At 61.4% G+C, this 24,087-nt stretch carries 21 protein-coding genes and 2 pseudogenes; 9 read left to right on the top strand and 14 right to left on the bottom strand.

From position 1 onward, the window contains the following. Positions 1-7: 7 nt before the first annotated feature. Positions 8-1,093 (top strand): polyamine ABC transporter substrate-binding protein, encoded by a 1,086-nt coding sequence (locus ACM6IM_RS06115; RefSeq protein WP_192308063.1) that lies wholly within the window; start codon positions 8-10, stop codon positions 1,091-1,093. Between the two features lie 168 nt (positions 1,094-1,261). Here the strand turns inward: ACM6IM_RS06115 and ACM6IM_RS06110 are convergent, their stop codons facing one another. After that, positions 1,262-1,486, bottom strand: a complete 225-nt coding sequence (locus ACM6IM_RS06110; RefSeq protein WP_192308062.1) for a YgdI/YgdR family lipoprotein — start codon at positions 1,484-1,486, stop codon at positions 1,262-1,264. A gap of 224 nt (positions 1,487-1,710) precedes the next feature. Between ACM6IM_RS06110 and ACM6IM_RS06105 the strand changes: the two genes are divergently transcribed. The 4 genes from ACM6IM_RS06105 (at position 1,711) to ACM6IM_RS06090 (ending at position 8,264) form a co-directional block, all read left to right on the top strand. Beyond that, the gene (locus ACM6IM_RS06105; protein ID WP_414864518.1) at positions 1,711-3,363 is read left to right on the top strand and encodes a VRR-NUC domain-containing protein; all 1,653 of its coding nucleotides are present in this window, start codon (positions 1,711-1,713) and stop codon (positions 3,361-3,363) included. Continuing rightward, complete coding sequence (locus ACM6IM_RS06100; protein ID WP_414864517.1) at positions 3,360-5,642, top strand: ATP-dependent DNA helicase; 2,283 nt, start codon at positions 3,360-3,362, stop codon at positions 5,640-5,642. Before ACM6IM_RS06105 ends, ACM6IM_RS06100 begins: the two co-directional genes overlap by 4 nt. Positions 5,643-5,735: 93 nt before the next feature. Continuing rightward, positions 5,736-7,655: a PAS domain S-box protein gene (locus tag ACM6IM_RS06095; protein WP_414864516.1), complete on the top strand. Its 1,920-nt coding sequence runs from the start codon at positions 5,736-5,738 to the stop codon at positions 7,653-7,655. Positions 7,656-7,727: 72 nt separating this feature from the next. After that, positions 7,728-8,264, top strand: coding sequence for a hypothetical protein (locus tag ACM6IM_RS06090; protein ID WP_192308058.1), 537 nt, complete (start codon positions 7,728-7,730; stop codon positions 8,262-8,264). A 57-nt stretch (positions 8,265-8,321) separates the two neighbouring features. Here ACM6IM_RS06090 and ACM6IM_RS06085 read toward each other — a convergent pair whose 3' ends face one another. The 5 genes from ACM6IM_RS06085 to ACM6IM_RS06065 form a co-directional block, all read right to left on the bottom strand. Next, positions 8,322-8,615 carry a hypothetical protein gene (locus ACM6IM_RS06085; protein ID WP_192308057.1) on the bottom strand — a complete coding sequence of 98 codons (294 nt, stop codon included), beginning with the start codon at positions 8,613-8,615 and terminating at the stop codon, positions 8,322-8,324. Between the two features lie 114 nt (positions 8,616-8,729). After that, a complete protein-coding gene (locus tag ACM6IM_RS06080) occupies positions 8,730-10,073 on the bottom strand; it encodes a cation:proton antiporter (RefSeq protein WP_414864515.1) in 1,344 nt (447 codons plus the stop codon). A 33-nt stretch (positions 10,074-10,106) separates the two neighbouring features. Then, a complete protein-coding gene (locus ACM6IM_RS06075) occupies positions 10,107-10,718 on the bottom strand; it encodes a Yip1 family protein (RefSeq protein WP_414864514.1) in 612 nt (203 codons plus the stop codon). 126 nt (positions 10,719-10,844) lie between these two features. Next, positions 10,845-11,702, bottom strand: a complete 858-nt coding sequence (locus tag ACM6IM_RS06070) for an SDR family oxidoreductase (RefSeq protein WP_414864513.1) — start codon at positions 11,700-11,702, stop codon at positions 10,845-10,847. Between the two features lie 222 nt (positions 11,703-11,924). Next, positions 11,925-13,079, bottom strand: coding sequence for a MalY/PatB family protein (locus tag ACM6IM_RS06065; RefSeq protein ID WP_414864512.1), 1,155 nt, complete (start codon positions 13,077-13,079; stop codon positions 11,925-11,927). A gap of 169 nt (positions 13,080-13,248) precedes the next feature. Between ACM6IM_RS06065 and ACM6IM_RS06060 the strand changes: the two genes are divergently transcribed. Further along, on the top strand, positions 13,249-14,340 hold the full coding sequence (locus tag ACM6IM_RS06060) for an AI-2E family transporter (protein ID WP_414864511.1): 1,092 nt from the start codon (positions 13,249-13,251) through the stop codon (positions 14,338-14,340). Positions 14,341-14,351: 11 nt separating this feature from the next. On the opposite strand, the gene ACM6IM_RS06055 is transcribed toward ACM6IM_RS06060, so the two are convergent. From ACM6IM_RS06055 to ACM6IM_RS06025, 7 genes and pseudogenes are all read right to left on the bottom strand, one after another. After that, positions 14,352-14,951 carry an NAD(P)-dependent oxidoreductase gene (locus tag ACM6IM_RS06055; RefSeq protein WP_414864510.1) on the bottom strand — a complete coding sequence of 200 codons (600 nt, stop codon included), beginning with the start codon at positions 14,949-14,951 and terminating at the stop codon, positions 14,352-14,354. Between the two features lie 85 nt (positions 14,952-15,036). Further along, entirely contained in the window at positions 15,037-15,468 is a 432-nt protein-coding gene (locus ACM6IM_RS06050) for a hypothetical protein (protein WP_192308050.1), read from the bottom strand. A 220-nt stretch (positions 15,469-15,688) separates the two neighbouring features. After that, positions 15,689-16,135, bottom strand: a complete 447-nt coding sequence (locus ACM6IM_RS06045; protein WP_414864836.1) for a phage infection protein — start codon at positions 16,133-16,135, stop codon at positions 15,689-15,691. A 192-nt stretch (positions 16,136-16,327) separates the two neighbouring features. Beyond that, a pseudogene (locus tag ACM6IM_RS06040) lies at positions 16,328-16,522 on the bottom strand (hypothetical protein); the annotation flags it as partial. Then, positions 16,523-16,720 (bottom strand): annotated as a pseudogene (locus ACM6IM_RS06035) (hypothetical protein); the annotation flags it as partial. It abuts the pseudogene before it with no gap. Positions 16,721-17,123: 403 nt separating this feature from the next. Beyond that, a complete protein-coding gene (locus ACM6IM_RS06030) occupies positions 17,124-17,612 on the bottom strand; it encodes a copper chaperone PCu(A)C (protein ID WP_414864509.1) in 489 nt (162 codons plus the stop codon). Further along, positions 17,612-18,217 carry an SCO family protein gene (locus ACM6IM_RS06025; protein WP_201192295.1) on the bottom strand — a complete coding sequence of 202 codons (606 nt, stop codon included), beginning with the start codon at positions 18,215-18,217 and terminating at the stop codon, positions 17,612-17,614. The genes ACM6IM_RS06030 and ACM6IM_RS06025 overlap by 1 nt, the downstream gene beginning before the upstream one ends. A 495-nt stretch (positions 18,218-18,712) precedes the next feature. Here ACM6IM_RS06025 and ACM6IM_RS06020 point away from each other — a divergent pair, with 495 nt between their 5' ends. Next, complete coding sequence (locus ACM6IM_RS06020) at positions 18,713-19,741, top strand: methyl-accepting chemotaxis protein (protein WP_414864508.1); 1,029 nt, start codon at positions 18,713-18,715, stop codon at positions 19,739-19,741. Positions 19,742-19,888: 147 nt separating this feature from the next. Here ACM6IM_RS06020 and ACM6IM_RS06015 read toward each other — a convergent pair whose 3' ends face one another. Beyond that, on the bottom strand, positions 19,889-20,632 hold the full coding sequence (locus tag ACM6IM_RS06015) for an SDR family NAD(P)-dependent oxidoreductase (RefSeq protein ID WP_414864507.1): 744 nt from the start codon (positions 20,630-20,632) through the stop codon (positions 19,889-19,891). Between the two features lie 281 nt (positions 20,633-20,913). Between ACM6IM_RS06015 and ACM6IM_RS06010 the strand changes: the two genes are divergently transcribed. Further along, positions 20,914-21,609: a tRNA (adenine(22)-N(1))-methyltransferase gene (locus ACM6IM_RS06010; protein ID WP_414864506.1), complete on the top strand. Its 696-nt coding sequence runs from the start codon at positions 20,914-20,916 to the stop codon at positions 21,607-21,609. Between the two features lie 187 nt (positions 21,610-21,796). Then, entirely contained in the window at positions 21,797-23,848 is a 2,052-nt protein-coding gene (locus tag ACM6IM_RS06005; RefSeq protein ID WP_414864505.1) for a pyridoxamine 5'-phosphate oxidase family protein, read from the top strand. Positions 23,849-24,087: the final 239 nt, after the last annotated feature.

The raw sequence follows: 24,087 nt of genomic DNA, 5'->3' as shown, positions 1-24,087 counted from the left end.
TCGACTCATGCTCCGAAAGACACTGACACTGGCGCCCCTGGCACTCGTTGCGACACTCAGCCAGGCGGCTGAAACCGTCAAGATTTTCAACTGGTCGGATTACATCGCGCCGGACACCACGAAAAACTTCCAGGCCGAAACCGGCATCGGCTTCACCTATGACGTCTACGACAGCAACGAAACCCTGGACGGCAAGCTGATGACCGGCAAATCCGGTTACGACGTGGTGTTTCCGTCCAACCACTTCATGGCCCGGCAGATCCAGGGCGGGGCCCTGAAAAAGCTCGACAAGAGCCAGCTGCCGAATTGGAAGAACCTCAATCCGGTGCTGCTCAAGGCCCTGCAAACCAATGATCCGGGCAACGAGCACGGTTTCCCGTACCTGTGGGGCAGCACCGGCATTGGCTACAACATTGCCAAGGTCAAAGCGGTGCTGGGCGACAATGCGCCCGTGGACTCCTGGGACCTGATCTTCAAGCCGGAAAACATGGCCAAGTTGCAGAAGTGCGGCGTGGCAATCCTCGACAACGGTCCGGAACTGCTTCCGGCCGCCTTGAACTACCTGGGCCTGCCGCATCACAGCAAGAATCCGGAAGACTATAAAAAGGCCGAAGCGCTGCTGATGAAGGTGCGCCCGTATGTCAGTTACTTCCACTCGTCCAAGTACACCAGCGACCTGGCCAATGGCGATATCTGTGTGGCGGTGGGCTTCTCCGGCGACATCCTGCAGGCGGAAACCCGCGCCAGGGAAGCGAAAAACGGCATCGAAATCGGCTACGCGATTCCCAGGGAAGGCGCCGCGATCTGGTTCGACATGGTGGCGATGCCGGCCGATGCCCCGGACGAGAAGGCCGGTTATGCGTTCATGAACTACCTGCTGCGCCCGGACGTCATGGCCAGCATCAGCAACTACGTGCACTACGCCAACGGCAACGAACAGGCCGACAGCCTGATTGATCCGGCGATCAAGAACGACACCAAGGTGTACCCGAGCCCGGAAATGATGGGGAAACTGTTTGCGCTGGAAGCGATGCCGCTGAACATCGACCGCATTCGCACGCGGGTGTGGAACAAGATCCGCACCGGCAGTTGAAGGTGTTTGGCCTGTAAGGGCCTCTTCGCGAGCAGGCTTGCTCCCACAGGGATAACGCCGGATCTGTGGGAACGAGCCTGCTCGCGAAGGTCATCAACGATGACGCAGGGTGACTGATGCCCGGCGGCGGCCTAGGGTTCACGCGAGCAGGTTCGCTACCACAGGGTTTCAGTCTTCTTTGCGAACGGTCGCCACCTCATCCGCCTTGACCCGTACCTTGGCGCCGGAAATATCCTCGAATTCGTAGAAACCGTCCGCGGTGTCGGTGTCCGGCATGTCCTTGGTCAAATACTGGGTGCCGTTCTGCAGTGTCACCACGGTCGGCGTCGAGCAACCGGCCAGGGCCAGGAAAGCGGCGACGGCCAAGGGTAAACCCAGGTTCTTGATGTTCATGAGCACCTCTCTATATTTTCTGCGATGACACAGTGACCACGGTGAGACCGGCCACCGCCGTCAATCCTCTAACGCGGTTGGTTCGGTGGATCGGCAGAAAGTTCGACCGAACCGAAAAAAAACGGCCAGGCCGTCGCCGCTGATCCTTTTCCATTTGCACCGCACCGGTCGTTGCTGGTATCTGTACGCATAACCAGTATTTCCAGCCATGGCCGTGTTTTCCCGTGACCCAGAATCCCTTAGACGATCCGTTCTATTACCTGAACAACTTCACGCAAGTGCTTGATTGGCTGGATCAACGCTATGCCGATGTACTCAGTGTCGACGAACAGGCGTTCATTCGCGACTTCAATCGATTGCCCCGTGAATCCCGCGCGCTGCTCGTGCGGATGGTGATGCGCAAGGGCATTCATTTCCGGGCGAACAAACTGCATTACCTCGAGATCGGCGATATCGCCAACGCTGCAGGCCCGTTGCTGGCACTGGGCTGGATCGACGATCAGGCGCCGCTGACCCTGGAAACCCTGTTCGAGATGCTGCTCAAGGCGGAAATCGTGCAGTGTTTCGGCGCCTTCATCGATCAGCCCAAAGGCAGGAAGACCGATTGGCTGCCGGTATTGGCCGAACAGTTCCCCCAGGCCCAGGCGTTCAACCATTGGTGCGGGGCCCTGCAGGACCGCGTGTTCAGCCTGACCATCATGGGCCTGTGCGACCGCCTGCGCTTGATGTTTTTCGGCAATCTGTATCAGGACTGGTCGGAGTTCGTGTTGGCCGACCTCGGCATCTTTACCTACGAAAAGGTCGAGTTCTGCGCCGAATCCCGTGGTTTGCGCACTCGCGACGACGTGGATACCTGCCTGTTGCTTCATCAGTATCAGGAGGATTTCGCAGCCGGTGAAGCGCTGGCCACCGTCGTAGAGCGGATCAACGCCCTGACATTGACCAATCCGTGGCTGCACAAGCGCCGCGCCAAGCTGTTGTTCCAGATCGGCCAGCACTGTGAACGCGTGGCCGATTTCGCCAATGCGCTGGGCATTTACCGTGACTGCGACTGGCCCGGTGCGCGGGGGCGGATGATTCGAGTGCTGGAGCGTTGCGGTGAGTACCAACTGGCGTTGGACCTGGCCACGGTTGCCGAGCAAGCGCCGCAAAGCGCTGCCGAGCAACAGCAGTTGCTGCGTGTCCTGCCAAGGTTGCGCCGCAAGCTGGGCGGCCCGCCGAACAAAAGGCCGGTGCCCAGGGCTATGCAGCGCCTGGACCTGCAATTGCCCAGAATAGATCCCGAACTGCCGGTGGAGTATTACGTTCAGGCCCATCTGGCGCAGGAATCGGCGCCGGTGCACTACGTGGAAAACAGCCTGATCAACTCGCTGTTCGGCCTGCTGTGCTGGCCAGCGATCTTCGCGCCGTTGCCGGGCGCATTTTTCCACCCGTTCCAGCGCGGACCGGTGGATCTGCACAACGAGGATTTCCATGCGCGCCGGGCGGATCTGTTCCAGGCCTGCCTTGCCGAACTCGATGACGGGCGCTACCGGCAGACGATCCGCGAACGTTATGCCAGCAAGTGGAACGTTCAATCGCCTTTCGTCTTCTGGGGTGCATTGAGCGGCGAACTGCTGGACCAGGCGCTGGATTGCCTGCCGGCCGCGCACCTCAAGCACTGGTTCAGCCGGTTGTTGCTGGACATCAAGGCCAACCGTGCCGGCATGCCGGACCTGATCCAGTTCTGGCCGCAGGACAGGACCTATCGCATGATCGAAGTCAAAGGCCCCGGCGATCGCCTGCAGGACAACCAGTTGCGCTGGCTCGAGTTCTGCCATGAACACCAGATGCCCATCGCCGTGTGCTATGTGCAATGGGCGGAGCAGAGCGCTTGAGCTACAGCATAGCGGTGCGGGCATTGTGTGAGTTCACCGCCAAGGTCGGCGACCTCGACCTGCGTTTCACGCCATCGCCGACAGCCCTGGAAGGCATCGTCGGTCACCGCACGGTCGCGTCCCGGCGCGGTGACGGTTATCAGAGCGAAGTCGCGCTGGAAGGCCTGTACCGGACGTTGAAGGTCAGGGGCAGGGCGGACGGCTACGACCCGACGCAAAACTGTCTCGAAGAAGTCAAAACCTACCGCGGCGACCTGAGCAGGCAGCCGGCCAACCATCGGCAACTGCACTGGGCACAGGCCAAGGTCTACGGCTGGCTGATGTGCCGGAAACTCGACCTGGCGCAGATCAATGTGGCGCTGGTGTACTTCGACATCGCCAGCGAAAGGGAAACCTGCCTGGTCGAAACTTTCAGCGCCGAAACGCTGAAAGGGTTCTTCGAGCACCATTGCCAGTTGTTCCTGCGCTGGGCCGAACAGGAAATGGCCCATCGCCAGGCGCGCAACGACGCGGCGCAACGACTGGCGTTTCCCCATGCCGGGTTTCGCCCGGGCCAACGGCATCTGGCGGAGTCGGTGTTCAAGGCCGTCAGCACTGGCCGGTGCCTGATGGCCCAGGCGCCGACCGGCATTGGCAAGACCGTTGGCACGCTGTTCCCGATGCTCAAGGCCCTGGCGCCGCAGCAACTGGACAAGGTGTTGTTCCTGACGGCGAAGACCCCGGGACGCAAGCTGGCGCTCGATGCGGCGCAGGTCATTCTCGACAGCGCCACCGCTCCACCGCTGCGGGTGCTGGAAATGATCGCCCGGGACAAGGCCTGCGAGCATCCGGACAAGGCTTGCCACGGCGAATCCTGTCCGTTGGCCCAGGGGTTCTACGACCGCTTGCCCGCCGCACGCCAGGCGGCCAGTGAGCGGCGGCTGCTCGACCAGGCTGCCCTGCGTGAGGTGGCCCTGGAGCACGAGGTCTGCCCCTATTACCTGAGCCAGGAAATGGCGCGCTGGGCCGACGTGGTGGTCGCCGACTACAACTACTATTTCGATTTCAGCGCGCTGCTGTTCGGGCTGGCCCAGACCAACCAATGGAAAGTCGCGGTGCTGGTGGACGAAGCGCACAACCTGGTGGAGCGCGGGCGGCAGATGTACAGCGCCAGCCTCGACCAGTCGACCCTCGATGGCGTGCGCAAAACCGCACCGCAACCGTTGAAGAAATCCCTGCAGCGGGTCAATCGTGAATGGAATGCCTTGCATAACCCGCAACTGGCGCCGTACCAGGCCTACGACAAGCCTCCGGAAAAACTGCTCCAGGCCCTGTTTTCCTGTGGCGCCAGCATCGGCGATTACCTCAACGATCACCCGCAGGGCCTGGACAGCGCCCTGCAGAACTTCTACTTCGACCTGCTGCAGTTCTGCCGGGTGGCTGAGCTTTTCGACGAGCAGTACCTGTTCGACATCAGCAAGCGCGACCTCGATCGCAAGCGCCCGTTGTCGCAGCTGTGCCTGCGCAACGTGGTACCCGCCGGTTTCATCGGCCCGCGTCTGACGGCGGCGCGCAGCACCGTGCTGTTTTCCGCGACCTTGAGTCCCCGGCATTACTACGCCGATCTGCTCGGTACGCCGGCCAATACGGTATGGATCGATGTCGAGTCGCCGTTCCATGCGGATCAGTTGCAAGTGCGGATCGTCAGCCAGATCTCCACCCGCTTCGTGCATCGACAGTCTTCCCTGGCGCCTATCGTGGCGCTGATCGCCCGGCAGTTCAGCGAGCGCCCGGGCAACTACCTGGCGTTTTTCAGCAGCTTCGATTACTTGCAGCAGGTGGCGCAATTGCTGGCCGAAACCCATCCGCACATCCACCTCTGGTCACAATCGCGGGGCATGGCCGAAGGGCAACGCCAGGCTTTTCTCGATCAGTTCAGTGCTGAGGGCCAGGGCATCGGCTTCGCCGTACTGGGCGGGGCCTTTGGCGAAGGCATCGATCTGCCGGGAGCGCGGTTGATCGGCGCCTTTATCGCCACCCTGGGACTTGCACAGCTGAACCCGGTCAATGAACAACTGAAACACCGGATGGCCGCGATTTTCGGTGCCGGTTACGACTACACCTATTTGTTTCCCGGCGTGCAGAAGGTGGTGCAGGCGGCGGGACGGGTGATTCGCACCCAGCAGGACCGCGGGGTGGTGATGTTGATCGATGACCGGTTTGGCGAAAACAAGGTCAGGCAATTGCTGCCGCGCTGGTGGTCGGTGGGTGACGCCTCGGGTGCAATGCCGACCGCTTGAACCTGAAACAAACTGATCAGGATTGGTTTTCCTGCTGTCCAATTTTTACGTTTGTCCCATACTTCAGCAAAACCCTCTTGCCGTGAGCGCTTAATGAACGAAGATCGACCCCAGACCAGCGTCATCGAGGACGGGCGTTTTCGCCTGTTGATCGATGCGGTGATTGACTATGCGATCTACATGATTGATCCCGACGGCGTCATCACCAGCTGGAACGCTGGCGCCAGACGCTTCAAAGGCTACGAAGAGGCCGAAATTCTCGGTCAGCACTTTTCTGATTTCTACACCGAAGAGGACCGCGCCAAAGGGCTACCCCAGCGAGCGCTGGACACGGCCATTCGTGAAGGGCGTTTTGAAGGCGAAGGCTGGCGGGTCCGCAAGGACGGTTCGCGGTTCTGGTGTCACGTGGTGATCGACCCGATCTACGAGCCGAGCGGCCGGCTGCTGGGCTTTGCCAAGATCACCCGCGACCTGACCGAACGCAAGATGGCCGAGGAAGTCCTCAAGCAAAGCGAGCAGCAATTTCGGCTGCTGGTGCAGAGCGTCACGGACTACGCGATCTACATGCTCGACCCACAGGGGCGTGTGACCAACTGGAATGCCGGCGCCCAGCGCATCAAGGGTTACTCGCCCCTTGAAGTGATCGGCGAGCATTTTTCGATGTTCTACACCCCGGAAGATCGCGATGCCGGTGAACCGCAACGCACGCTGAGCGTTGCCATCAATGAAGGGCGCTTCGAGAACAAGGGATGGCGATTGCGCAAGGACGGTACGCGCTTCATGGCTCACGTGGTGGTCGACCCGATCTGGGGTGACACCGGCACGTTACTCGGGTTTGCCAAGATCACCCGGGACATCACCGAAGCGACACTGGCCCAGCAAACCCTCGAGCAAACCCGCGAAGCGCTGTTCCAGGCGCAGAAAATGCAGGCCATCGGCCAACTCAGCGGCGGGATCGCCCATGACTTCAATAACCTGTTGACGGTGATCCTGGGCAATCTGGAAATCGTGCGCAAACGGGTGGACGGTGATTCGAAACTCACCCGCTTGCTGGATAACGCCACCCAGGGCGCCATGCGCGGGGTGTCGCTGACCCAGCGCATGCTGGCATTCGCCAGGCGCCAGGAGCTCAAGACCGAGCCTGTCGACATACCCGCCCTGGTGGAAGGCATCAGCAGCCTGCTGCGCAGTTCCCTCGGGCCTTCGGTGTTGCTCGAAACCCGTTTTCCCCCGGAGATCGAGGCGGTGCTGGCCGACGTCAACCAGTTGGAGCTGGCCATCCTCAACCTGGTGACCAACGCCCGAGATGCCATGCCCCATGGGGGCAAGATCCTGGTCAGCGCGAGATCGGAAGACGCGGCGGAACAGGTCACGCTGACGCCGATGTCCGGCCGTTTTGTCTGCCTGAGTATCAGTGACACCGGGGAGGGCATGGATGACGAGACCCTTGCCATGGCAATGGACCCGTTCTTCACCACCAAGGGGGTCGGTAAAGGCACGGGGCTGGGGTTGTCGATGGTCCACGGCTACATTGAGCAACTCGGTGGACGCTTCATTCTCAAAAGCCGCAAGGACCACGGCACCACGGCCGAATTGTGGATTCCGGTGGCGACTCAGGGCTCGGTGGCCCTGTCCGTTCAGGAGGAAGCGATACCGGGGGTGTCCCGTCTGTGCGTACTGGTGGTGGACGACGACAGTCTGGTCCTGACCAGTACCTGTCTGTTGCTTGAGGACCTGGGGCATCGGGTGCTCAGCGCGGTGTCCGGGGCCCAGGCGCTGGAGGTATTCGACAACGAGAAGGGCATTGACCTGGTCATTACCGACATGGCCATGCCGCAAATGAATGGTGCACAGCTTGCGCACGCCATCCGTTCGATCAGACCGAACCTGCCGATCATCCTCGCCACCGGCTACGCCGAACGGCTGGAAGGTTTTGCGCTCAAGCTGCCGCGCCTGTCCAAGCCGTTCACTCAACTCAACCTGATCGAGATCATTGCCGCCACCCTGAAATGATCACCCGGGATCCAGCTGAACTTGTGGGAGGGCGCATCTTCTAAACGGTTTGCCTCCTGCGCGTGACACCCTATGCCGAGAATACTGACGCAACCCACTGCTGAAGAAGCGTTGACCGAACACAATGCGAAGATGTTCGGCTCGCCCAAGGAACGGCTGGATTTCTATCGCCGGGAAATCCAGTACGAAACCAGCATCCTGGCCAATCGCACCGATGCCTACCTGGCGGCGCAGTCGTTTCTGGTGATTGCGTTTGCTTCGTGCATGGCCAATCTCAATCCCGAGTGGGGCAAGCTGTTCACCCTGGTGGTTCCGCCGTTCCTGGCGCTGTTGGGTGGGCTGAGTTCACTCAATGCCTGGCCAGGCATTCGCGCGGCCTATGACATCATCGATCACTGGCATTACAAACAGAGTGAGTTGCTGCGCAGCGAGCCGCTGATGGGCCTGGCTTATGATGAGTCGCCGCTGTTCAGCGAGATGGAGTCGTCCCACAAGGGGTACCGCAAGTCGTTGCTGTTCTCGGTGCGTACACCCTGGATTTTCGCCACATTCTGGGTGCTGCTGGGGAGTTACGCGGTATACATCCAAGTCACCAACCCCGGCGCCTGATCCCGAAAATACCCGTCCTCTGCAGGCGCCAGCTTGCTCCTGCAGGTGTTCGGGGATTCAGGCGATGGATTCGTGCCGGATCACTTCGCGAGGTACGCTGGCCGCCTGGTGGATCGGTGGGAAGTTCTCGTTGAGCACGCGCAAATGTTCGATGGCTTCGGCGAACTTCAGGTCGGCTTTCCTGCGCAGCGCCTGATAGCGATCGAACAGCTCCCCATCCAGATCGCCGGCTTCCAGCAAGTCGAAGGCGTTGCGACTCAGCGCCTGGGCTTCTTCGAACATCTGGTGGTTGCGCTCCAGGGCAAAGGCCCGGCAGGCCTTGATTTCATCGCGGGTGGAATACTGGATCATGACCGGCACCTTGATTGTGTGGGTTAAGCTTGTGACCCCTCACGCCGCGCCAGGATTTCAATTTTATGAACATGAAAATTGGATAATTCCTGACAGAAAGTTGCAGGCATCCAATCAAGGAATTTGCTCTTTGCGCCGTTCGTACCACGCCAGCAGCGGTTGCGTGCTGAAACCATGGATCAGAATACTCAGCGCGACCACCGACAAGGTCAGGTCGGTGCAAAGCGCGGCAATCGAAGGCGCCAAGCCATGGTTCAAGGCATAAAACAGGTAGTACAGGCTGCCGATGCCGCGAATGCCGAACCAGCCGATCAACAGGCGCTGACGACCGTTCAGCAGGCGGCGCCAGGGCAGGGCGGCGACGCTCAGCGGCCTGATCAGGCAAAACAGTGCGGCGCCGATCCACAGTGCGCGCCAATCCCAGTGCGCAATCAGCACGACACCGAGCAAGGTGACCAGGAACACCTCCATGGCCCGCTCCACCAGACCGCCGAAAGCGAGCATGTCACCCATCATGATGCCTGCGGCCACCTGACTGTCTTCCATGCGCCGGGTGTCACCGTGCACGGCATGTTGCGGTTCCACGTTCTGGTGGCCGACCACCGGCTGGACCAGATGCTCGGCGGGCAGCTCATCGTCGCCAGTGGAGTTGACCTCCTCATGGCGCAGGCCAAGGCCGGCGGCAAACACCGAGAGAAAGCCGTAGCCATGCAGCGCCTCGGCGCCGACGTACGCCAGGGCGATCAAGGCGAGGGCCAGGTAGTCGTTGGGTGAGAGGGTGCTGTCCTCGTTCCTGATCCGTAGCGCCAGGGTCAGGCGACCGATCCCGCGCCCCATGCCGTAACCGATCAGCAGACCGGCGGGAACGGCCCACAGTACGCTTTGCAGCGCCCAGTCGCCAAGAAAGCCGGGGTTTTCGTCCTGGCGCATCAGCAATAGACCGAGGATCACGAACGGGAATGCGATGCCGTCATTGAGACCGGCTTCTCCGGAGAGCCCGAAGCGCACGCTGTCGTCATCCCGCGCGTCGTTGACCTGCACCAGCGCGGCGAGCACCGGGTCGGTGGGCGCCAGGATCGAGCCAATCAGCACCGCGACGCCCCAGGGCAGTTCAAAGCCGTAATGCAGCAGCAACCCTGTGCCGGCGATGGTCAACAGCATCACTGGACCGGCCAGGCTCACAGCAATGCGCCAGTTCTTGTTCCTGAAGGGGGAACGCAGCTTCAAACCGCAGACAAACAAAGAAAAGAGCACCGCGACTTCCGTCAGGTGCTCCATCCAGGTGCTGGCGTCGTCCAGGTTCAATTGCAAAAACCCGAGCGCCGCAGGTCCGATGGCGACGCCCAGCACCAGGCACACTGCCGATGTGGTCACCGGCATCCAGCGCAAGTACGACGAGGTCAACGCCAGCGTCAACAGCACCGCCCCGAGCACCGCCACCCAGTGAATGAAGCTCATGCGCTGTACTCGCCCGAGGCCGGGATCGGAGGCTTAACCCACTGTCGCGCGCAGATACTCCGGCGACAGGACGTTGAACCACACCAGGATCATTTCGACCAGGATAGTCACCAGCACCAGCAGGCCGACACCCCAGACATAGGCAGCGTTCAACAGCCCCTGTTCCTTGCGCTCATGCATGAAGGTCGGCAGCCCGACGAACAACAGAAAGGTCGAGTACACCGAGGCGGCGCCCAGCACGATGATCGCCAGCCAGCGGCTCGGGTAAAGGGCGGCAAAACCTGCGATGAAGAACGGGGTCACGGTGTAGGCGGCAAATCCGATGCACTGGTTGAGTGTGGGACGTGCCTCGAACGTACGCGACATCCAGCGGATGAACAGCCCCATCAGCGCCACGCCGGCGACGATGGTCACGTACAGCAGCACGCATAATTGCAGCGCGCTGGCGCTGCTGAGTTTCACCGTTTCATTCTCGGCCAGGCTCCAGCCGACGTAGGTTGTGCCAATGAACAGACACACGGCGGGGATCAGGGCGAGCAACAGCAAATGAGCGAGGTAGTGGCGCGGATGCGCTTCCTCCTCCTTGCGGATATCCGTCCAGGCGAAATTCGGCTGGGTGAACAGTTTGACGAGGGGGGCGGACATGACAACCTCCTGAAGGGGAGCGGCCCGCGTTGGGGCCCTTAAAGCTATTGAGGGGCAGGATTTGTCAGGGGTTCAGTTTTTCTCGGCGACGGTGCCGCTGCCGGAAACCCGCAGCGGCACGGTGGGTTACAGCATCGGCTTGCCGCCCGTGATGCCGTAGCGTTGACCGGTGATGTAGCTGGCCTCATCCGACGCCAGCAGCACGTAGATCGGTGCCACCTCCACCGGTTGCCCCGGTCGCCCCAACGGGGTTTGCCCGCCAAAGTTCTGCACTTCCTCATCCGGCATGGTCGAGACGATCAGCGGCGTCCAGATCGGCCCCGGCGCCACGCAGTTCACCCGTATGTTTTTCTCGCCGAGCATCTGTCCCAGCCCGGCGGTGAAGTTGGCTATCGCCCCCTTGGTGGTGGCGTAGGGCAGCAGGGTCGGCTTGGGCATGTCCGAATTCACCGAGCTGGTGTTGATGATCGAGCTGCCGGGCTTCATGTGTTTCAATGCGGCCTGGCAGATGCGGAAAATGGCGGTGATATTGACGTCGAAGGTCATCACCCATTCTTCGTCGGGAATGTCCTCGAAGTTTTCATGGGTCATCTGGTAAGCGGCGTTGTTGACGAGGACGTCGATGCGGCCAAAACGCTCGACGGTCTTGTCGACGAGGGCCTGGCACTGGGCCTTTTGCGCGATGTCCCCGGGCAGCAGCAGGCTCTGGCGCCCGGCCTGTTCGACCCAGCGTGCGGTTTCCTGCGCGTCTTCGTGTTCATTGAGGTAGGCAATCGCGACGTCCGCGCCTTCACGGGCGAAGGCGATGGCGACGGCGCGACCGATACCACTGTCGGCACCGGTGATCAGTGCGATCTTGCCCTGCAGGCGCCCCGAGCCTTTATAGCTTTGTTCGCCGCAATCGGGGTACGGGTCCATCTTCTTCTGGCTGCCGGGGACCGGCTGGGCCTGTTTCCTGAAGGGCGGTTTGGGATAGTCGGTCATCGGAAATCTCCGTTCTCAAGGTGGAAGAGTCAAAGGGTGGACCCGGCTCTTTTGCGTTGAGTTCGGTTGGATTGATGACGGGTCGGCATTGACCAATGCACGGTGGGCGCGAGACTGGCTTGCCGGCGATGGCGGGCGTGTCGGCCTCTATTGAGTCGACTGACACGCCGCCATCGCGAGCGGGCTCGCTCCCACAGGAGGAAGGGGAATTCGGCCGTCCTGTCAGCGCTGGCGTTCGATCAGGCTGCGTTCCATCCGCGCAATGCCTTCTTCGAGCAATGCGCGCGGGCAGCCGAAGTTGAGGCGCACGAACTGTTGATGGTCATCGCCGAAGTCCAGGCCAGGGCTCAAGCCGACCTTGGCCTGTTCGAGGAAGAACCGTTGCGGGTTCTCCAGCCCCAGCGCCGTGCAATCGAGCCAGGCCAGGTAGGTGCTTTGCGGCACGTGCATGCTGACGCCCGGCAGGCGCGTGCGAACGGCGTCGACCAGGTAATCACGGTTGGCTTGCAGGTAGCCCCGCAACTCGGTCAGCCACGGCGCGCCCTCGGCATAAGCCACCCGGGTGGCTTCCATGCCCAGCGGGTTGACGCTGTCGACCATGCCACAACGGGCATGGTTGACCCGTTCGCGCAGGGCGCGGTCCTGGATGATCATGAACGAGGTCTTCAGGCCTGCGATGTTGTAGGCCTTGCTCGCCGACATCAGGGTGATGGTGCGTCGGGCGACATCCGGACCCAGGGATGCGGTCGGAATGTGCCGGCGCCCGTCGAAGCACAACTCGGCGTGGATTTCGTCGGAGATGATCCAGGCGTCCTGCGCCAGGCAGATATCGGCCACCGCTTGCAGCTCCTCCCGGGGGAAGGCCTTGCCCAGCGGGTTGTGCGGGTTGCTCAGCAGCAAGGCACCGCCACCGGCCAATGACTGACGCAGGGTCTCGAGCGGCGTGCTGTAAGTGCCATCGGCCTGGGTGTCGAAACTCAGTTCGACCTTGTTCAGCCCCCAATGGGTCGGCGCGTGGCGCAGCGGCGGATAGTTGGGGACCTGCACGACAACGTTCTGTTGCGCCTGCACCAGGGCGTGCAGCGCCATGTTGAACCCGGACTCCACGCCCGGCAGGAAAATCAGTTCCTGCGGCTCGACCCGCCATTGGTACTTGTTCCACAGGTCGGCGACGATGGCGTCGCGCAAGTCATCCTGGGCCACGCTGTAGCCGAGCAACGGGTGTTGCAGGCGTTTTTGCAGGGCCTGGATGATCACCGGCGGTGCGGCGAAATCCATGTCGGCGACCCACATCGGCAACACATCGGCCGGGTAGCGACTCCACTTGGTGCTGCCGGTGTGGTGGCGATCGAACACCTGATCAAAATCGAAAGTCATGCTTATCTCATAAAGGGCCGGGATGGATTCGGCAGACATGATAAGCGCCAATGTTTGCGGGGGCGAGGGCGGTGTCGAGGGAGCAGGGCGAAGCCTGCGCAAAACGGCCCGGGCGTCTATGCTGGGCTAACCACTGCGCAACGCTGCCGTGACCGACAAGGAGACATCCATGGAGCCGACGTCCTTCAACGAAAAAACGCTGACGCGCACGTTGCTCGATGTCTTCATCCGGGCCGGGCTGATCGCGGTGCTGGTGTTGTTCTGCTTCGATATCTTCAGTCCGTTCCGCGACCTGATGCTGTGGGCGCTGATCCTGGCAATCACCCTTTACCCGCTGCAAAAACGCCTGCGAGGGCCCCTGGGGCACAATGACGGACGGATTGCGACGCTGATCATCCTGATCGCCATTGTCATCCTGATGGTGCCGGTCTACCTGTTGGGTACCTCGATTGCCGACTCGGTCGAGCGCGCCATGGCGGTGATCAAGGCTGACAATCTGCACATTCCGCCACCTGCCGAGGCTGTAGCCAGTTGGCCGGTGATTGGTCAGAAGCTGTCTGCCGTCTGGCTGGATGCCTCGACCAACCTTCCGGACCTGGCCGCCAGATACCTTCCACAGATCAAGGTCGCCAGCCTGACGGTACTGAGCAAACTGGCCGGGATTGGCATGGGGTTCCTGATCTTCATTTTTGCCTTGATCATCGCCGGGATCATCATGGCCCATGGCGAAGCAGGCAGCCGCAGCGCGGTGCTGATTACCTCGCGGGTCAGCGGACCGGCCAGAGGTCCGAAAATCGCTGCGCTGTGCACGGCGACTATCCGTGCCGTGGCGTTGGGCGTGGTGGGCATTGCGTTCATCCAGATGCTGCTGGTGGGCCTCGGGTTTGTCTTCAAGGGCATTCCCGGTGCCGGTTTGCTGGCTTTGGCCGTGCTGTTGCTGGGCATCATGCAATTGCCGGTGACGTTGATCACTATCCCGGTGATTGCCTTTGTGTTCGCCACCGAAGGCGCCAGCAGTGCCACGATCATCTTCGCCATCTATGTCTTCGTCGCCGGTCTGGTGGACAACGTGCTCAAACCCCTGTTGTTGGGGCGCGGTGTCGATGTGCCAATGCCCGTGGTGCTGATCGGCGCACTCGGTGGCATGGTGACCAGCGGCATCATCGGGCTGTTCATCGGGCCGGTGGTGTTGGCGGTGGGTTATCAGTTGTTCTGGCAGTGGGTGCAAGATCAGCCGGACCCTGCACCGCCTGAGATTTGAAGCACGTCGATTCAACGTTCGCCGTCGCGCAACCTCGCCAGAGCGACGAGATCCATGCCTGCCTGGCCAGGCGACATCGCGTCTTGCAGGTGGTTGGTGGCCAGCTTCATGGCGTTGGCGCTCGAGGCTTTTTTGCCCATGCGCCAGGTGTTGCGTGCAATCAGATCGAGCAGCGACTGGACACGATCGATGGCGGTTTCCGGCCCGGCGACCAGTATGTTGAGCTGGCGCGCCATCGCGACGTCGGGACCACCCAACACCGGCGCGGCGATGTAATCGATGCCTTGCGCCGCATGCAAGACCGCCAGCTCGTCGGCGAAGGTGACGGCGATGGTGGACAGGTTGACGTGAATCAGCGGACCGTTGAGCCGTGCCAGCAACCCGGAGTCGAGCAGCACTGCGCGCAGGGCCTTGTCGTCGGCGAGCATGCTGAACACCACATCGGCGTCGAATGCCTGTGCTGCAGTCGCGGCAGCCTTCGCGCCAAGCCCAAGCATTTTTTGTGTCGGGTGCGGGGAGCGATTCCACACCCATAGGTCGTGGCCGCTTTTAAAAAGGTTGGTTGCAATCGCCTGCCCCATGTTGCCCAAACCGAGAAAACCGATTTTCATGAGCTGTGTTCCCTTGTCTGCGCGCTAAAGCGCTAAAACAAAGCCCGGAATATCCGGGCTTGAGGTGTCGCGGGTCAGGCCGCCATTAATAGCGCTGATATTTCGAACCGAATTCCGCCCGGTTTTCCGCGACAATCACTCCCTTTTGCACGGCATTGCCCGGGGCGGCCTGTGCGACCCGTTCACGCAGCTCTTGCAGACGATCCGCACCCCCTTCGGCCACGCGGCGTTCGATCAGGCGATCGGAACCGCCTTCAGCCACACGCTCACGCAGTTCCTGCAGACGATCCGCACCTCCTTCGGCCACACGGCGTTCGATCAGGCGATCGGAGCCGCCTTCAGCCACGCGCTCACGCAGTTCCTGCAGACGATCCGCGCCACCTTCCACCAAAAGTGGTTGGGCCAGGCTGTGTGAGGCGAAGCTTGCGGTGTTGGCCGAGGCCAGGTTCGACAGGCTCAAGCCGCCGACCAGTGCCAGGCCGAGAACGAGGGAGGAAACTTTCGAGAAATTGATCATGGTGATGCTCCGTGCGTTTGGTTTGAGTGAGTCGGTAGCTGTTGCTATCCGGTGAACACAGTTAAACGCTCGGGTGTATCGCCGATGTGTGCTTGAACACTTTGAAATCGAGGTCTGCGTATCTGTCCAAGGTTCATATACAAACAGATACAAAGACTCGGGAAACCGCCGTCGCCGGGACGGCGGTTTCGGGCCGAAAAGACGCGTGGAGCGCGTCCGTTTACTGGGCGTCGTTGAACTGGTCGGTGTAGCTGCCTTCGTCCATGAGCGCGGAGGCGACCCGATCCGAACCTATGCCGTTGCGGGAGTACGCGAGACGAGCCGCGCCAACGTGATCGGCGCCATCAGCCGCCAGCCTGTTGGCCCCGACTTTGTCCGCACCGTCAGCCGCCAGCCTGTTGGCACCGACCTTGTCCGCGCCATCAGCCGCAAGCCTGTTGGCGCCGACCTTGTCCGCGCCGTCAGCCGCCAGCTTGTTGGCGCCGACCTTGTCGGAACCGTCAGCCGCAAGCCTGTTGGCGCCGACCTTGTCCGCACCGTCAGCTGCAAGTTTGTTGGCCCCGACCTTGTCCGCACCGTCCGCCGCCAGCTTGTTGGCCCCGACCTTGTCCGCGCCGTCCGCCGCGAGCTTATTGGCGCCGACCTTGTCCGCACCGTCAGACGCCAGCCTGTTGGCCCCGACCTTATTCGCGCCGTCCGCCGCGAGTTTATTGGCACCGACTTTGTCCGCGCCATCCGCCGCAAGCTTATTGGCGCCGACCTTGTCCGCACCGTCAGACGCCAGCCTGTTGGCCCCGACCTTATCCGCGCCGTCCGCCGCGAGTTTATTGGCACCGACCTTGTCCGCGCCATCCGCCGCAAGCTTATTGGCGCCGACCTTGTCCGCACCGTCCGCCGCGAGCTTATTGGCCCCGACCTTGTCCGCACCGTCCGCCGCGAGTTTATTGGCACCGACCTTGTCCGCGCCATCCGCCGCAAGCTTATTGGCGCCGACCTTGTCCGCGCCGTCCGCCGCGAGTTTATTGGCACCGACTTTGTCTGCGCCGTCCGCCGCGAGTTTATTGGCACCGACTTTGTCCGCGCCATCCGCCGCAAGCTTGTTGGCGCCGACTTTGTCCGCACCGTCCGCCGCGAGCTTATTGGCGCCGACCTTGTCAGCGCCGTCCGCCGCGAGTTTATTGGCACCGACCTTGTCCGCGCCGTCCGCCGCGAGTTTGTTGGCACCGACCTTGTCCGCACCATCCGCCGCAACGGCCCCTGCGCCCACATGATCCGCGCCATCTGATGCCAGCGCCCGTACTTCCGCAGCCCAACCCGGTATTGCCACCGTTGCCGAGACGACCAAAACAACGCCTGAAAGAAGTTTGTATTTCATTGGTGTTCTCCACGACCCATCAGCCACAAAGCGATCGAGCATGTCCGAAAAAGACGCAGACTCTTGGCTGTTAACGTTGGCGATTGGCACGGGTGCCGAAGGGCACGCGTGTCGATGTGTTGCATGAAACCGGAAAGAAAACCTGATCAGTATAGATCGTCAGGGAAAAGGCGGGAGGGGATTGCGAACTGTTTGCAGTTCAGGGGCCGTTCGGGGTGTTCGCTGCAGGTTTATCGAGGCGGGGAGCGGTGGCTGGGCACCACTCCCTTCCAGCAACGGATCAATGCATCTTGCTGTGGTCCATCATGTTCAGCGCGCGCACCGGCGCCTCGATGTTGATCACTTCTTTTTTGCCGTCATCGTGCTCGACGGTCAGCACCATCGGCACTTTGTCGCCTTCCTTTACCTGAGCGACCAGGTCGATCAGCATCACGTGATAGCTGTCGGAGTTGAACGCGACCGCTTTGCCGGCGGGCAAGGGGACAAACTCCACGGCTTGCATGCTCATCACGTCGTTTTTCATGGTCGACTGATGGATCTGCACGGTTTTGGCCGCTGGCGATTGAGCGCTGATCAGCTTGCCGTCGCTGCTCGACGTGACGGTCATGAATGCGCCGGTGGATTGTTGTCCCGCGACGGTGGCGCGAACCCAGGCGTCTTCGACCTGGGTCTGGGCGCAAGCGTGAGCCGCCAGGCTGAGCATGGACAGGCCCAGCACCAGTTGTCCCACCCGCGCATTGAAGCGGGATTTAAGGGTGATCGAGTTCATCAGCAGACCTCCATGACGGTCAGTAAGTCTTCCGTACACTCTTGTGCCGAAAGCGAGTGAGACAACCCAAGGCGCAGCGTGCCCCGCGTGTCATAAACGTAGCTGGTCGCCGTGTGGGAAATGGTATAGGTGGAGCCGCTCGGGACTTTTTCGTAGAACACGTCGAACTCTTTGGCCGTCGCTGCGGTTTCTTCCAGTGTCCCGTGAAGCGCGACAAAGGTGGGGTCAAAGGTCTTGACGTAGGCGTCCAGCATTGACGGGGTATCCCGTTCGGGGTCCAGGGTGATGAAGACGACTTGCAGCAGGTCACCGTCCTTGCCCATCAATTTCTTGATCTGAGCCGCGCGGGCGAGGGTGGTCGGGCACACCGCCGGGCATTGGGTGAAGCCGAAGAACACCATCGGCATCATGCCGCGGAAGCTCGAAAGCGTCGTCAGGTTGCCTTCCGAGTCTTTCAACTTGAATGTGCGCCCCAGAATCTTGTCGCTCAGGTCCTTGCCGTACTTGTACGACAGGCGGACGCTGTTGTCGCAGCCTGTCAGCAGGCCCAGACCGAGTAAACCGATACCTGCAACCACCTTGCGGCGGGTCAACAAAACAGTCATTTCTACAGCCTTTCTGATCAGCCCGGTCCCGGGGCTCATAGCGGATGATTGACGCCGGCAGGGGCGCAATCCTTCGTGCGGGTCATACAGGCGCAATTCTACCGTTTTCCGGGGGCTTCCAAAGCTTGCGACAGGCTGCCACAGGCAAGGCAATCTCCCTGAGGGCGGGTGTTTCGGAGTGTTTGTGCGACGTACTGTCGCAGGTCTTTTTGGCGTGAAGCACTTTCGTGCCAAAAACCTGGGTATATGGCCTCGCAAGCGCTTGCCTGAATCGAATCAGCTGAACTAGAGTCGGCACATTGATTTCACAGTGCCACCAGCGTGGATAGCACGGCATAAAAACAGAAATCTCGCAAAAACAGACCAGGGCACACTGGCTGAATAACTAGAAAATCATTGAGTCTGCCGTGCATCTCATTGCATGGGTACGGCTCATCCAAAGCTTCAACTTGATAAGGCTGCCGCCGACCAACACCTCTTTGAAGCACAAAGAAAATGATCGAACCAGAACGAATTGTCACGTTGTCGCGGGAAGTCGAAGCGTTGGCAAACCGTGGCATCAGCGACATCCAGATGATCACTCGCCAGACCCGCCTGCTTGCAATCAATGCCTTGATCGAGGCCGCCCACGCAGGCAAGGCCGGCCAGGGGTTTGCCGTGGTGGCTGAAGAGGTCAAGGTGATCTCCGAGCGTATCTCGAGGATCGCCGGCACCATGACCGAAGACCTCCAGGCATCCGTCAATGAGTTGACCGCACTGGGGGAGGGCATGTGCTTTGACGTGCGCGGACAGCGCTTGGCCGACCTGTCGCTGAACATGATCGAAATCATGGATCGCAATCTCTACGAGCGGACCTGCGATGTCCGCTGGTGGGCGACCGATGCCTCGCTGGTCGATGCCCTCAAGTCTGCCGACGAACAGGCCTGCGCCTACGCCTGTGAACGCCTGGGCATCATTCTCGACAGCTATACGGTTTATCTGGATATCTGGCTTGCGGACACCCGTGGCCGTGTCATTGCCACCGGCCGTTCCAGTGTTTATGGCAAGACCGTCGGCGCCGATGTCAGCGACGCGCCCTGGTTCCGGATGGCGCTGCAACACACCCGCAGCGACCAGTATCATGCCGGCAATGTCTGCGTCGAACCGTTGCTCAATGGTGCACAAACCTGCGCCTTCAGCGCGGCAGTGCGCAGCAATGCCCAAGGCCCGGTGATGGGTGTGATCGGCATTTTCTTCGACTGGGAGAACCAGGCCAGGTCCATCATCAACGGCGTGCGATTGACCGAGGAAGAACGTTCGCGCAGTTGCGTCATGATGGTCGATGCCAGCAATAACATCCTGGCCAGCTCCAATCCTCAGGCCTCGCTCGGGCAACGCATCGCCCTGACGACCAAAGCGGGCCAGGCCTCTGGCTACAGCGTACAACCCAATAACGCCCTGCAGGGCTATTCACTCACGCCCGGCTTTGAGACCTATCCCGGCATGGGCTGGTACGGGGTGATCGAGCAGCAATTGCCCGAATGACCTGACCGCCCCTCTGCAGGCGCGAGCTTGTTCGCTCCTGCAGATCCAGCGCAGCCTCTCATGGGAGCGTGCCTGCTCACGACCCCCCCCCCGGCAGCCAACGCTTTCGTGGGCGCCCATCGCGAGCGAGCCCGCTCCCGCGGGATGTCAGCGGACGGTATAGCCTTTGTCGACGACCCAATCCTGGCCATACACACTTCTGGCGCCGTTGCTCAGCTGGAACAGGACGACGTCGGCCACCGCACCGGCTTCGAGGAACTCACCGCCAATAAGGCGCTTGTTCACCTGAGTGGCGACATTGGCCAGGTCCTGATGATTGAGGCCCAGAGTCGACCAGATCGGTGTAGCGGTCGGGCCCGGGGACACCATGTTGATGCGGATTCCCTGGGGCGCCAACTCGACGGCCAGTGTGCGGGCATGCGCCTGCAGGGCGGCCTTGGACGCAATGTAGGCGGCCAGGCCTGGGAAGGTCACACCGGTCAGGAACGTGGTGATGAACACCACCGATGCCGGGTTGGCCAGGTTCCCGCGCAGGTGGGCCAAGGTATTCAGCGCGCCGGCGCCGTTGACGGCCCACTGCCGATCGAAGGCTTGCAGGTCGAGGCAGTCGGCCAGCTCGGCGATGCCGGCATTCGGCACCAGATAATGCACCGGGCCCAGGCGCAAAGCGTGTTGTGCCAGTTGTTCCAGGTCTTGTGCCTTCGTGACATCGCCAGACACCCAGGTCAATTGCCCGGCAAAGTGTCGAGCCAGTTCTTCCAGCCCACCCATTTTCCGCGACATGGCCAGAACCCTGGCACCCTGTGCAAGAAGTCGGGCCGTGACGGCCAGACCGATACCGGAGCTGGCACCGGTGACAACCGCCAGGCGTCCTTCGAAATCGTTACTCATCGCTATTTATCCTGAATGAACATGAGTTGGTGTTAAGTCCGAACCCGACTATTCAAGATGTGGGCCAGATGCCAGGGCCCCGTAAGACAAGGGCTTCAGCCCGGATGCAGTCTTTATGACAGCAGGAATGCGGGGTTATAAAGACCCTTTGCAGTCAATAAGACGCGCCCTGTCGAGCGATGCGCCTGATCGTTTGGATTTGAATTGCGCCGCGATGCCCGACAGAATCGCGGCCCTGCCTGGCCGAGGGAGCCAGTCATTCGTCGTGAAGAGGGTAGTCGTTGAAGCAACAGACTTTATCCAGGCGCCTGGAGCGGGTGGCAGCACATGTGCCGGCGGGTGCACGCCTGGCCGATATCGGCTCGGATCACGGTTACCTGCCGGTGGCACTGATACGCCGTGGCGCCATCACGGCGGCGGTGGCCGGCGAAGTGGCCGTGACGCCGTTTCGTGCCGCCGAACGCACCGTGCGCGAGAACGATCTGGAGCCGTGGATCAGCGTGCGCCTGGCCAATGGCCTGGCGGCGATCGAGCCGGCGGATGCCATCACCGTCATCACCCTCTGCGGCATGGGCGGTGAAACGATCCGCGACATCCTCGACAGCGGCAAGGCCTGTCTCAGTGGCCTGGAGCGTCTGATCCTGCAGCCCAATGGCGGGGAGCAACCTCTGCGCCAATGGCTGATGAACCATGGCTACCGCATCCTGTTCGAGGAAGTGCTGCGGGAAAACCGCTTCGACTACGAAATCATCGTGGCCGAACGCGGCGAGGCGGTGCACTACACCGCCGAGCAACTGTACTTCGGCCCAGTGCAGCTGCAGGCTCGCAGCCCGGCGTTCCTTGACAAGTGGCAACGACTGTTGCGCGAGAAACAGCGGACGCTGGCGCAATTTCAGCGCGCGCGGCAAGTCGTGCCTGAGGAAAAAGTGCAGGAGATACGCCAGCAGACCCGGTGGATCGACGACCTGCTGGCTTGATCCTGCTTCGCATGCGGCTGACACCATTTCATTTCCTGAAATAGTGGATTGCAATTCATGCCCATTCCGCCGCAGACACTTCAAGGTGAAGATGAGCGCTCACCCAGTCCCCTCCGCCCAGGAGGGGGCACTCATCACCCTGGCCGCTGACGTGATGGTTGACGCTGCGGGCGCGAGGAGAGCCGCTATGGACGAAGTCTCGAAAGCACCATCCTCCCCCTGGCACGAGGGTGAGCTGACCTTGCAACGCACAGTGGGCGCTGTCGACATGATGGTGGGGGTCGGCGAGCGGCAACTGTCCCGTACCTGGATGCCGGATCAACACCGCGAGTTCTACCACCAGTTGCCTTTCGTGGTGCTGGGCGCCGTGGATCGGCAGGGCGATGTCTGGGCCACCCTTCGCACCGGCGAGCCCGGCTTCATGCGTTCCCCGACGCCGCAAATCCTGCACATCGATCTGCAGCCACAACCCAACGACCCGGCCGAGGCGGGGATGAAGGCCGGCGATGCCATTGGCATGCTCGGTATCGAGTTGCACACCCGCCGGCGCAACCGCATGAATGGCAACGTGCTGCGCGAGCGGAGTGAAGGCATCGAAATCGAGGTTACCCAGGCCTACGGCAATTGCCCGCGCTACATCAACCTGCGTCAGTATGGTTTCGTCGACGACGTCGCCGACACCTTGCTTGAACTGACCCTGGCGGATTCGCAGGTGCAGCGCATGATCACCGGCGCCGATTCGTTTTATGTCGCCACCTACGTCGAGCGCGATGGCCACAATCAGGTCGATGCCTCCCATCGCGGCGGCAAGCCCGGTTTTGTGCGAATGGACGCGGACGGCACACTGACCATCCCGGATTTCTCCGGCAACCTGTTTTTCAACACCTTGGGCAACATCCTGCTCAACCCCCGCGCCGGGCTGCTGTTCATCGATTTCCAGAGCGGTGACCTGCTGCAAATGAGCGGTAGCGCCGAGGTGCTGCTGGACGATCCCGAGATTGCCGCGTTCCAGGGCGCCGAACGCCTGTGGCGTTTCAAGCCGCAACGCATTGTTTACCGCCAGGCGGCAATCCCGCTGCGTTGGGTGGACGAGGATGAAGGCGAGTCGCCCAATTCGTTGATGACCGGCAGCTGGGAGCAGGCGGCCGAGCGCTTGCGCGCTGAATCCCTGCGCAACCACTGGCGGCCCCTGCGGGTGGCGCGCGTCGTCGATGAAAGCCGCAGCATTCGCTCGTTCTACCTGGAACCCAATGACGGGCTTGGCCTGCCAGGGTTCGAGCCGGGGCAACACTTGCCGATACGGCTCTCGCTGGACGGGCAGCCGGCGCCGTCCATTCGTACCTACAGCGTTTCCAGCGCCTCCTCGGATGAATTCCTGCGCATCAGCGTCAAGCGCGATGGCCTGATCTCTTCGCACCTGCATGATCGCATCCAGGTCGGCGACTGGATCGAGGCGAGGGCGCCCCAGGGGCATTTCACCGTCCAGGCTGCCGAGCGCCGGCCCCTGGTGCTGCTGGCGGCGGGTGTGGGGATCACGCCGCTGTTGTCGATGCTGCGTGAGGTGGTTTACCAGGGCAAACGTATCAGCCGCATGCGCCCGACATGGCTGGTGCAAAGCAGCCGCTCGGTGGCCGACCTGGCGTTCCGTGCTGAAATCGATGAGCTGGTGGCGCGGGCGGGGGGCCAGGTCCAGGTCCTGCGCGTGGTCAGCCAGCCGCCCACTTCCGGTGCCGAGGACAGTTATGACGTGGCGGGCCGGATCGATATCGACCTGCTCAAGGCCCTGCTGCCGCTCGATGACTATGACTTCTACCTGTGCGGCCCGGGCAGTTTCACCCAGGCGCTGTACGACGGCCTGCGCAGGTTGCGCATCCCCGACGATCGTATTCATGCGGAAACCTTTGGCCCGTCCACGCTGGTTCGTGATGCCGAAGTCAGTGTCCCCGCGACGCCGCAGGTGCCCATGGCCACCGAAGCGGTGAAAGTGCTGTTCGCCACCTCGGGCAAGGAAGCCCGCTGGGAACCCGGCAACGGGACCCTGCTCGAACTGGCGGAGGCACGTGGCCTGAGTCCGGAGTTCAGTTGTCGGGGGGGCTCTTGCGGCACCTGCAAGACGAAGTTGAGCAGCGGCCAGGTGCATTATCTGAATACGCCGGAGCAAGGGTTGGCGGCGGATGAAGTGTTGATCTGCTGTTCGGTGCCGGCAGAGGGTAGCGAAACGCTGATCCTGGATATTTGAAGCGCATCCATTGGCTGCCCTGTGGGAGCGAGGCTGCTCGCGATGGCGTGATTTCAGTCGCCTGTGTATCGACTGATCTACCGCCATTGCGAGCAGGCTCGCTCCCACATCTGTTTAGTGTCATTTCAAGATCTGCCCACTCACCATTCCAGAAAATGAAATGCTGGATTGTAAATGCTGGTGATTCCGCTGTTTGTTACGGGAGCGGAGGATAGCCCCATCGTCACGACCGTGCCGAG

The organism is Pseudomonas sp. IT-P12, assembly GCF_949767465.1.
Taxonomy (GTDB): Bacteria; Pseudomonadota; Gammaproteobacteria; order Pseudomonadales; family Pseudomonadaceae; genus Aquipseudomonas.
Note: the sequence above shows the minus strand (reverse complement) of the source record. Positions and strands in the feature narration are given on the sequence as shown.

Coding starts and splice junctions, on each gene's coding strand:
- ACM6IM_RS06110 (WP_192308062.1), bottom strand. CDS start 1,486: ATGAACATCAAGAACCTGGGTTTACCCTTGGCCGTCGCCGCTTTCCTG.
- ACM6IM_RS06115 (WP_192308063.1), top strand. CDS start 8: ATGCTCCGAAAGACACTGACACTGGCGCCCCTGGCACTCGTTGCGACA.
- ACM6IM_RS06080 (WP_414864515.1), bottom strand. CDS start 10,073: ATGAGCTTCATTCACTGGGTGGCGGTGCTCGGGGCGGTGCTGTTGACG.
- ACM6IM_RS06020 (WP_414864508.1), top strand. CDS start 18,713: ATGATCGAACCAGAACGAATTGTCACGTTGTCGCGGGAAGTCGAAGCG.
- ACM6IM_RS06095 (WP_414864516.1), top strand. CDS start 5,736: ATGAACGAAGATCGACCCCAGACCAGCGTCATCGAGGACGGGCGTTTT.
- ACM6IM_RS06065 (WP_414864512.1), bottom strand. CDS start 13,079: ATGACTTTCGATTTTGATCAGGTGTTCGATCGCCACCACACCGGCAGC.
- ACM6IM_RS06075 (WP_414864514.1), bottom strand. CDS start 10,718: ATGTCCGCCCCCCTCGTCAAACTGTTCACCCAGCCGAATTTCGCCTGG.
- ACM6IM_RS06060 (WP_414864511.1), top strand. CDS start 13,249: ATGGAGCCGACGTCCTTCAACGAAAAAACGCTGACGCGCACGTTGCTC.
- ACM6IM_RS06055 (WP_414864510.1), bottom strand. CDS start 14,951: ATGAAAATCGGTTTTCTCGGTTTGGGCAACATGGGGCAGGCGATTGCA.
- ACM6IM_RS06005 (WP_414864505.1), top strand. CDS start 21,797: ATGGACGAAGTCTCGAAAGCACCATCCTCCCCCTGGCACGAGGGTGAG.
- ACM6IM_RS06050 (WP_192308050.1), bottom strand. CDS start 15,468: ATGATCAATTTCTCGAAAGTTTCCTCCCTCGTTCTCGGCCTGGCACTG.
- ACM6IM_RS06085 (WP_192308057.1), bottom strand. CDS start 8,615: ATGATCCAGTATTCCACCCGCGATGAAATCAAGGCCTGCCGGGCCTTT.
- ACM6IM_RS06025 (WP_201192295.1), bottom strand. CDS start 18,217: ATGACTGTTTTGTTGACCCGCCGCAAGGTGGTTGCAGGTATCGGTTTA.
- ACM6IM_RS06070 (WP_414864513.1), bottom strand. CDS start 11,702: ATGACCGACTATCCCAAACCGCCCTTCAGGAAACAGGCCCAGCCGGTC.
- ACM6IM_RS06030 (WP_414864509.1), bottom strand. CDS start 17,612: ATGAACTCGATCACCCTTAAATCCCGCTTCAATGCGCGGGTGGGACAA.
- ACM6IM_RS06015 (WP_414864507.1), bottom strand. CDS start 20,632: ATGAGTAACGATTTCGAAGGACGCCTGGCGGTTGTCACCGGTGCCAGC.
- ACM6IM_RS06090 (WP_192308058.1), top strand. CDS start 7,728: ATGCCGAGAATACTGACGCAACCCACTGCTGAAGAAGCGTTGACCGAA.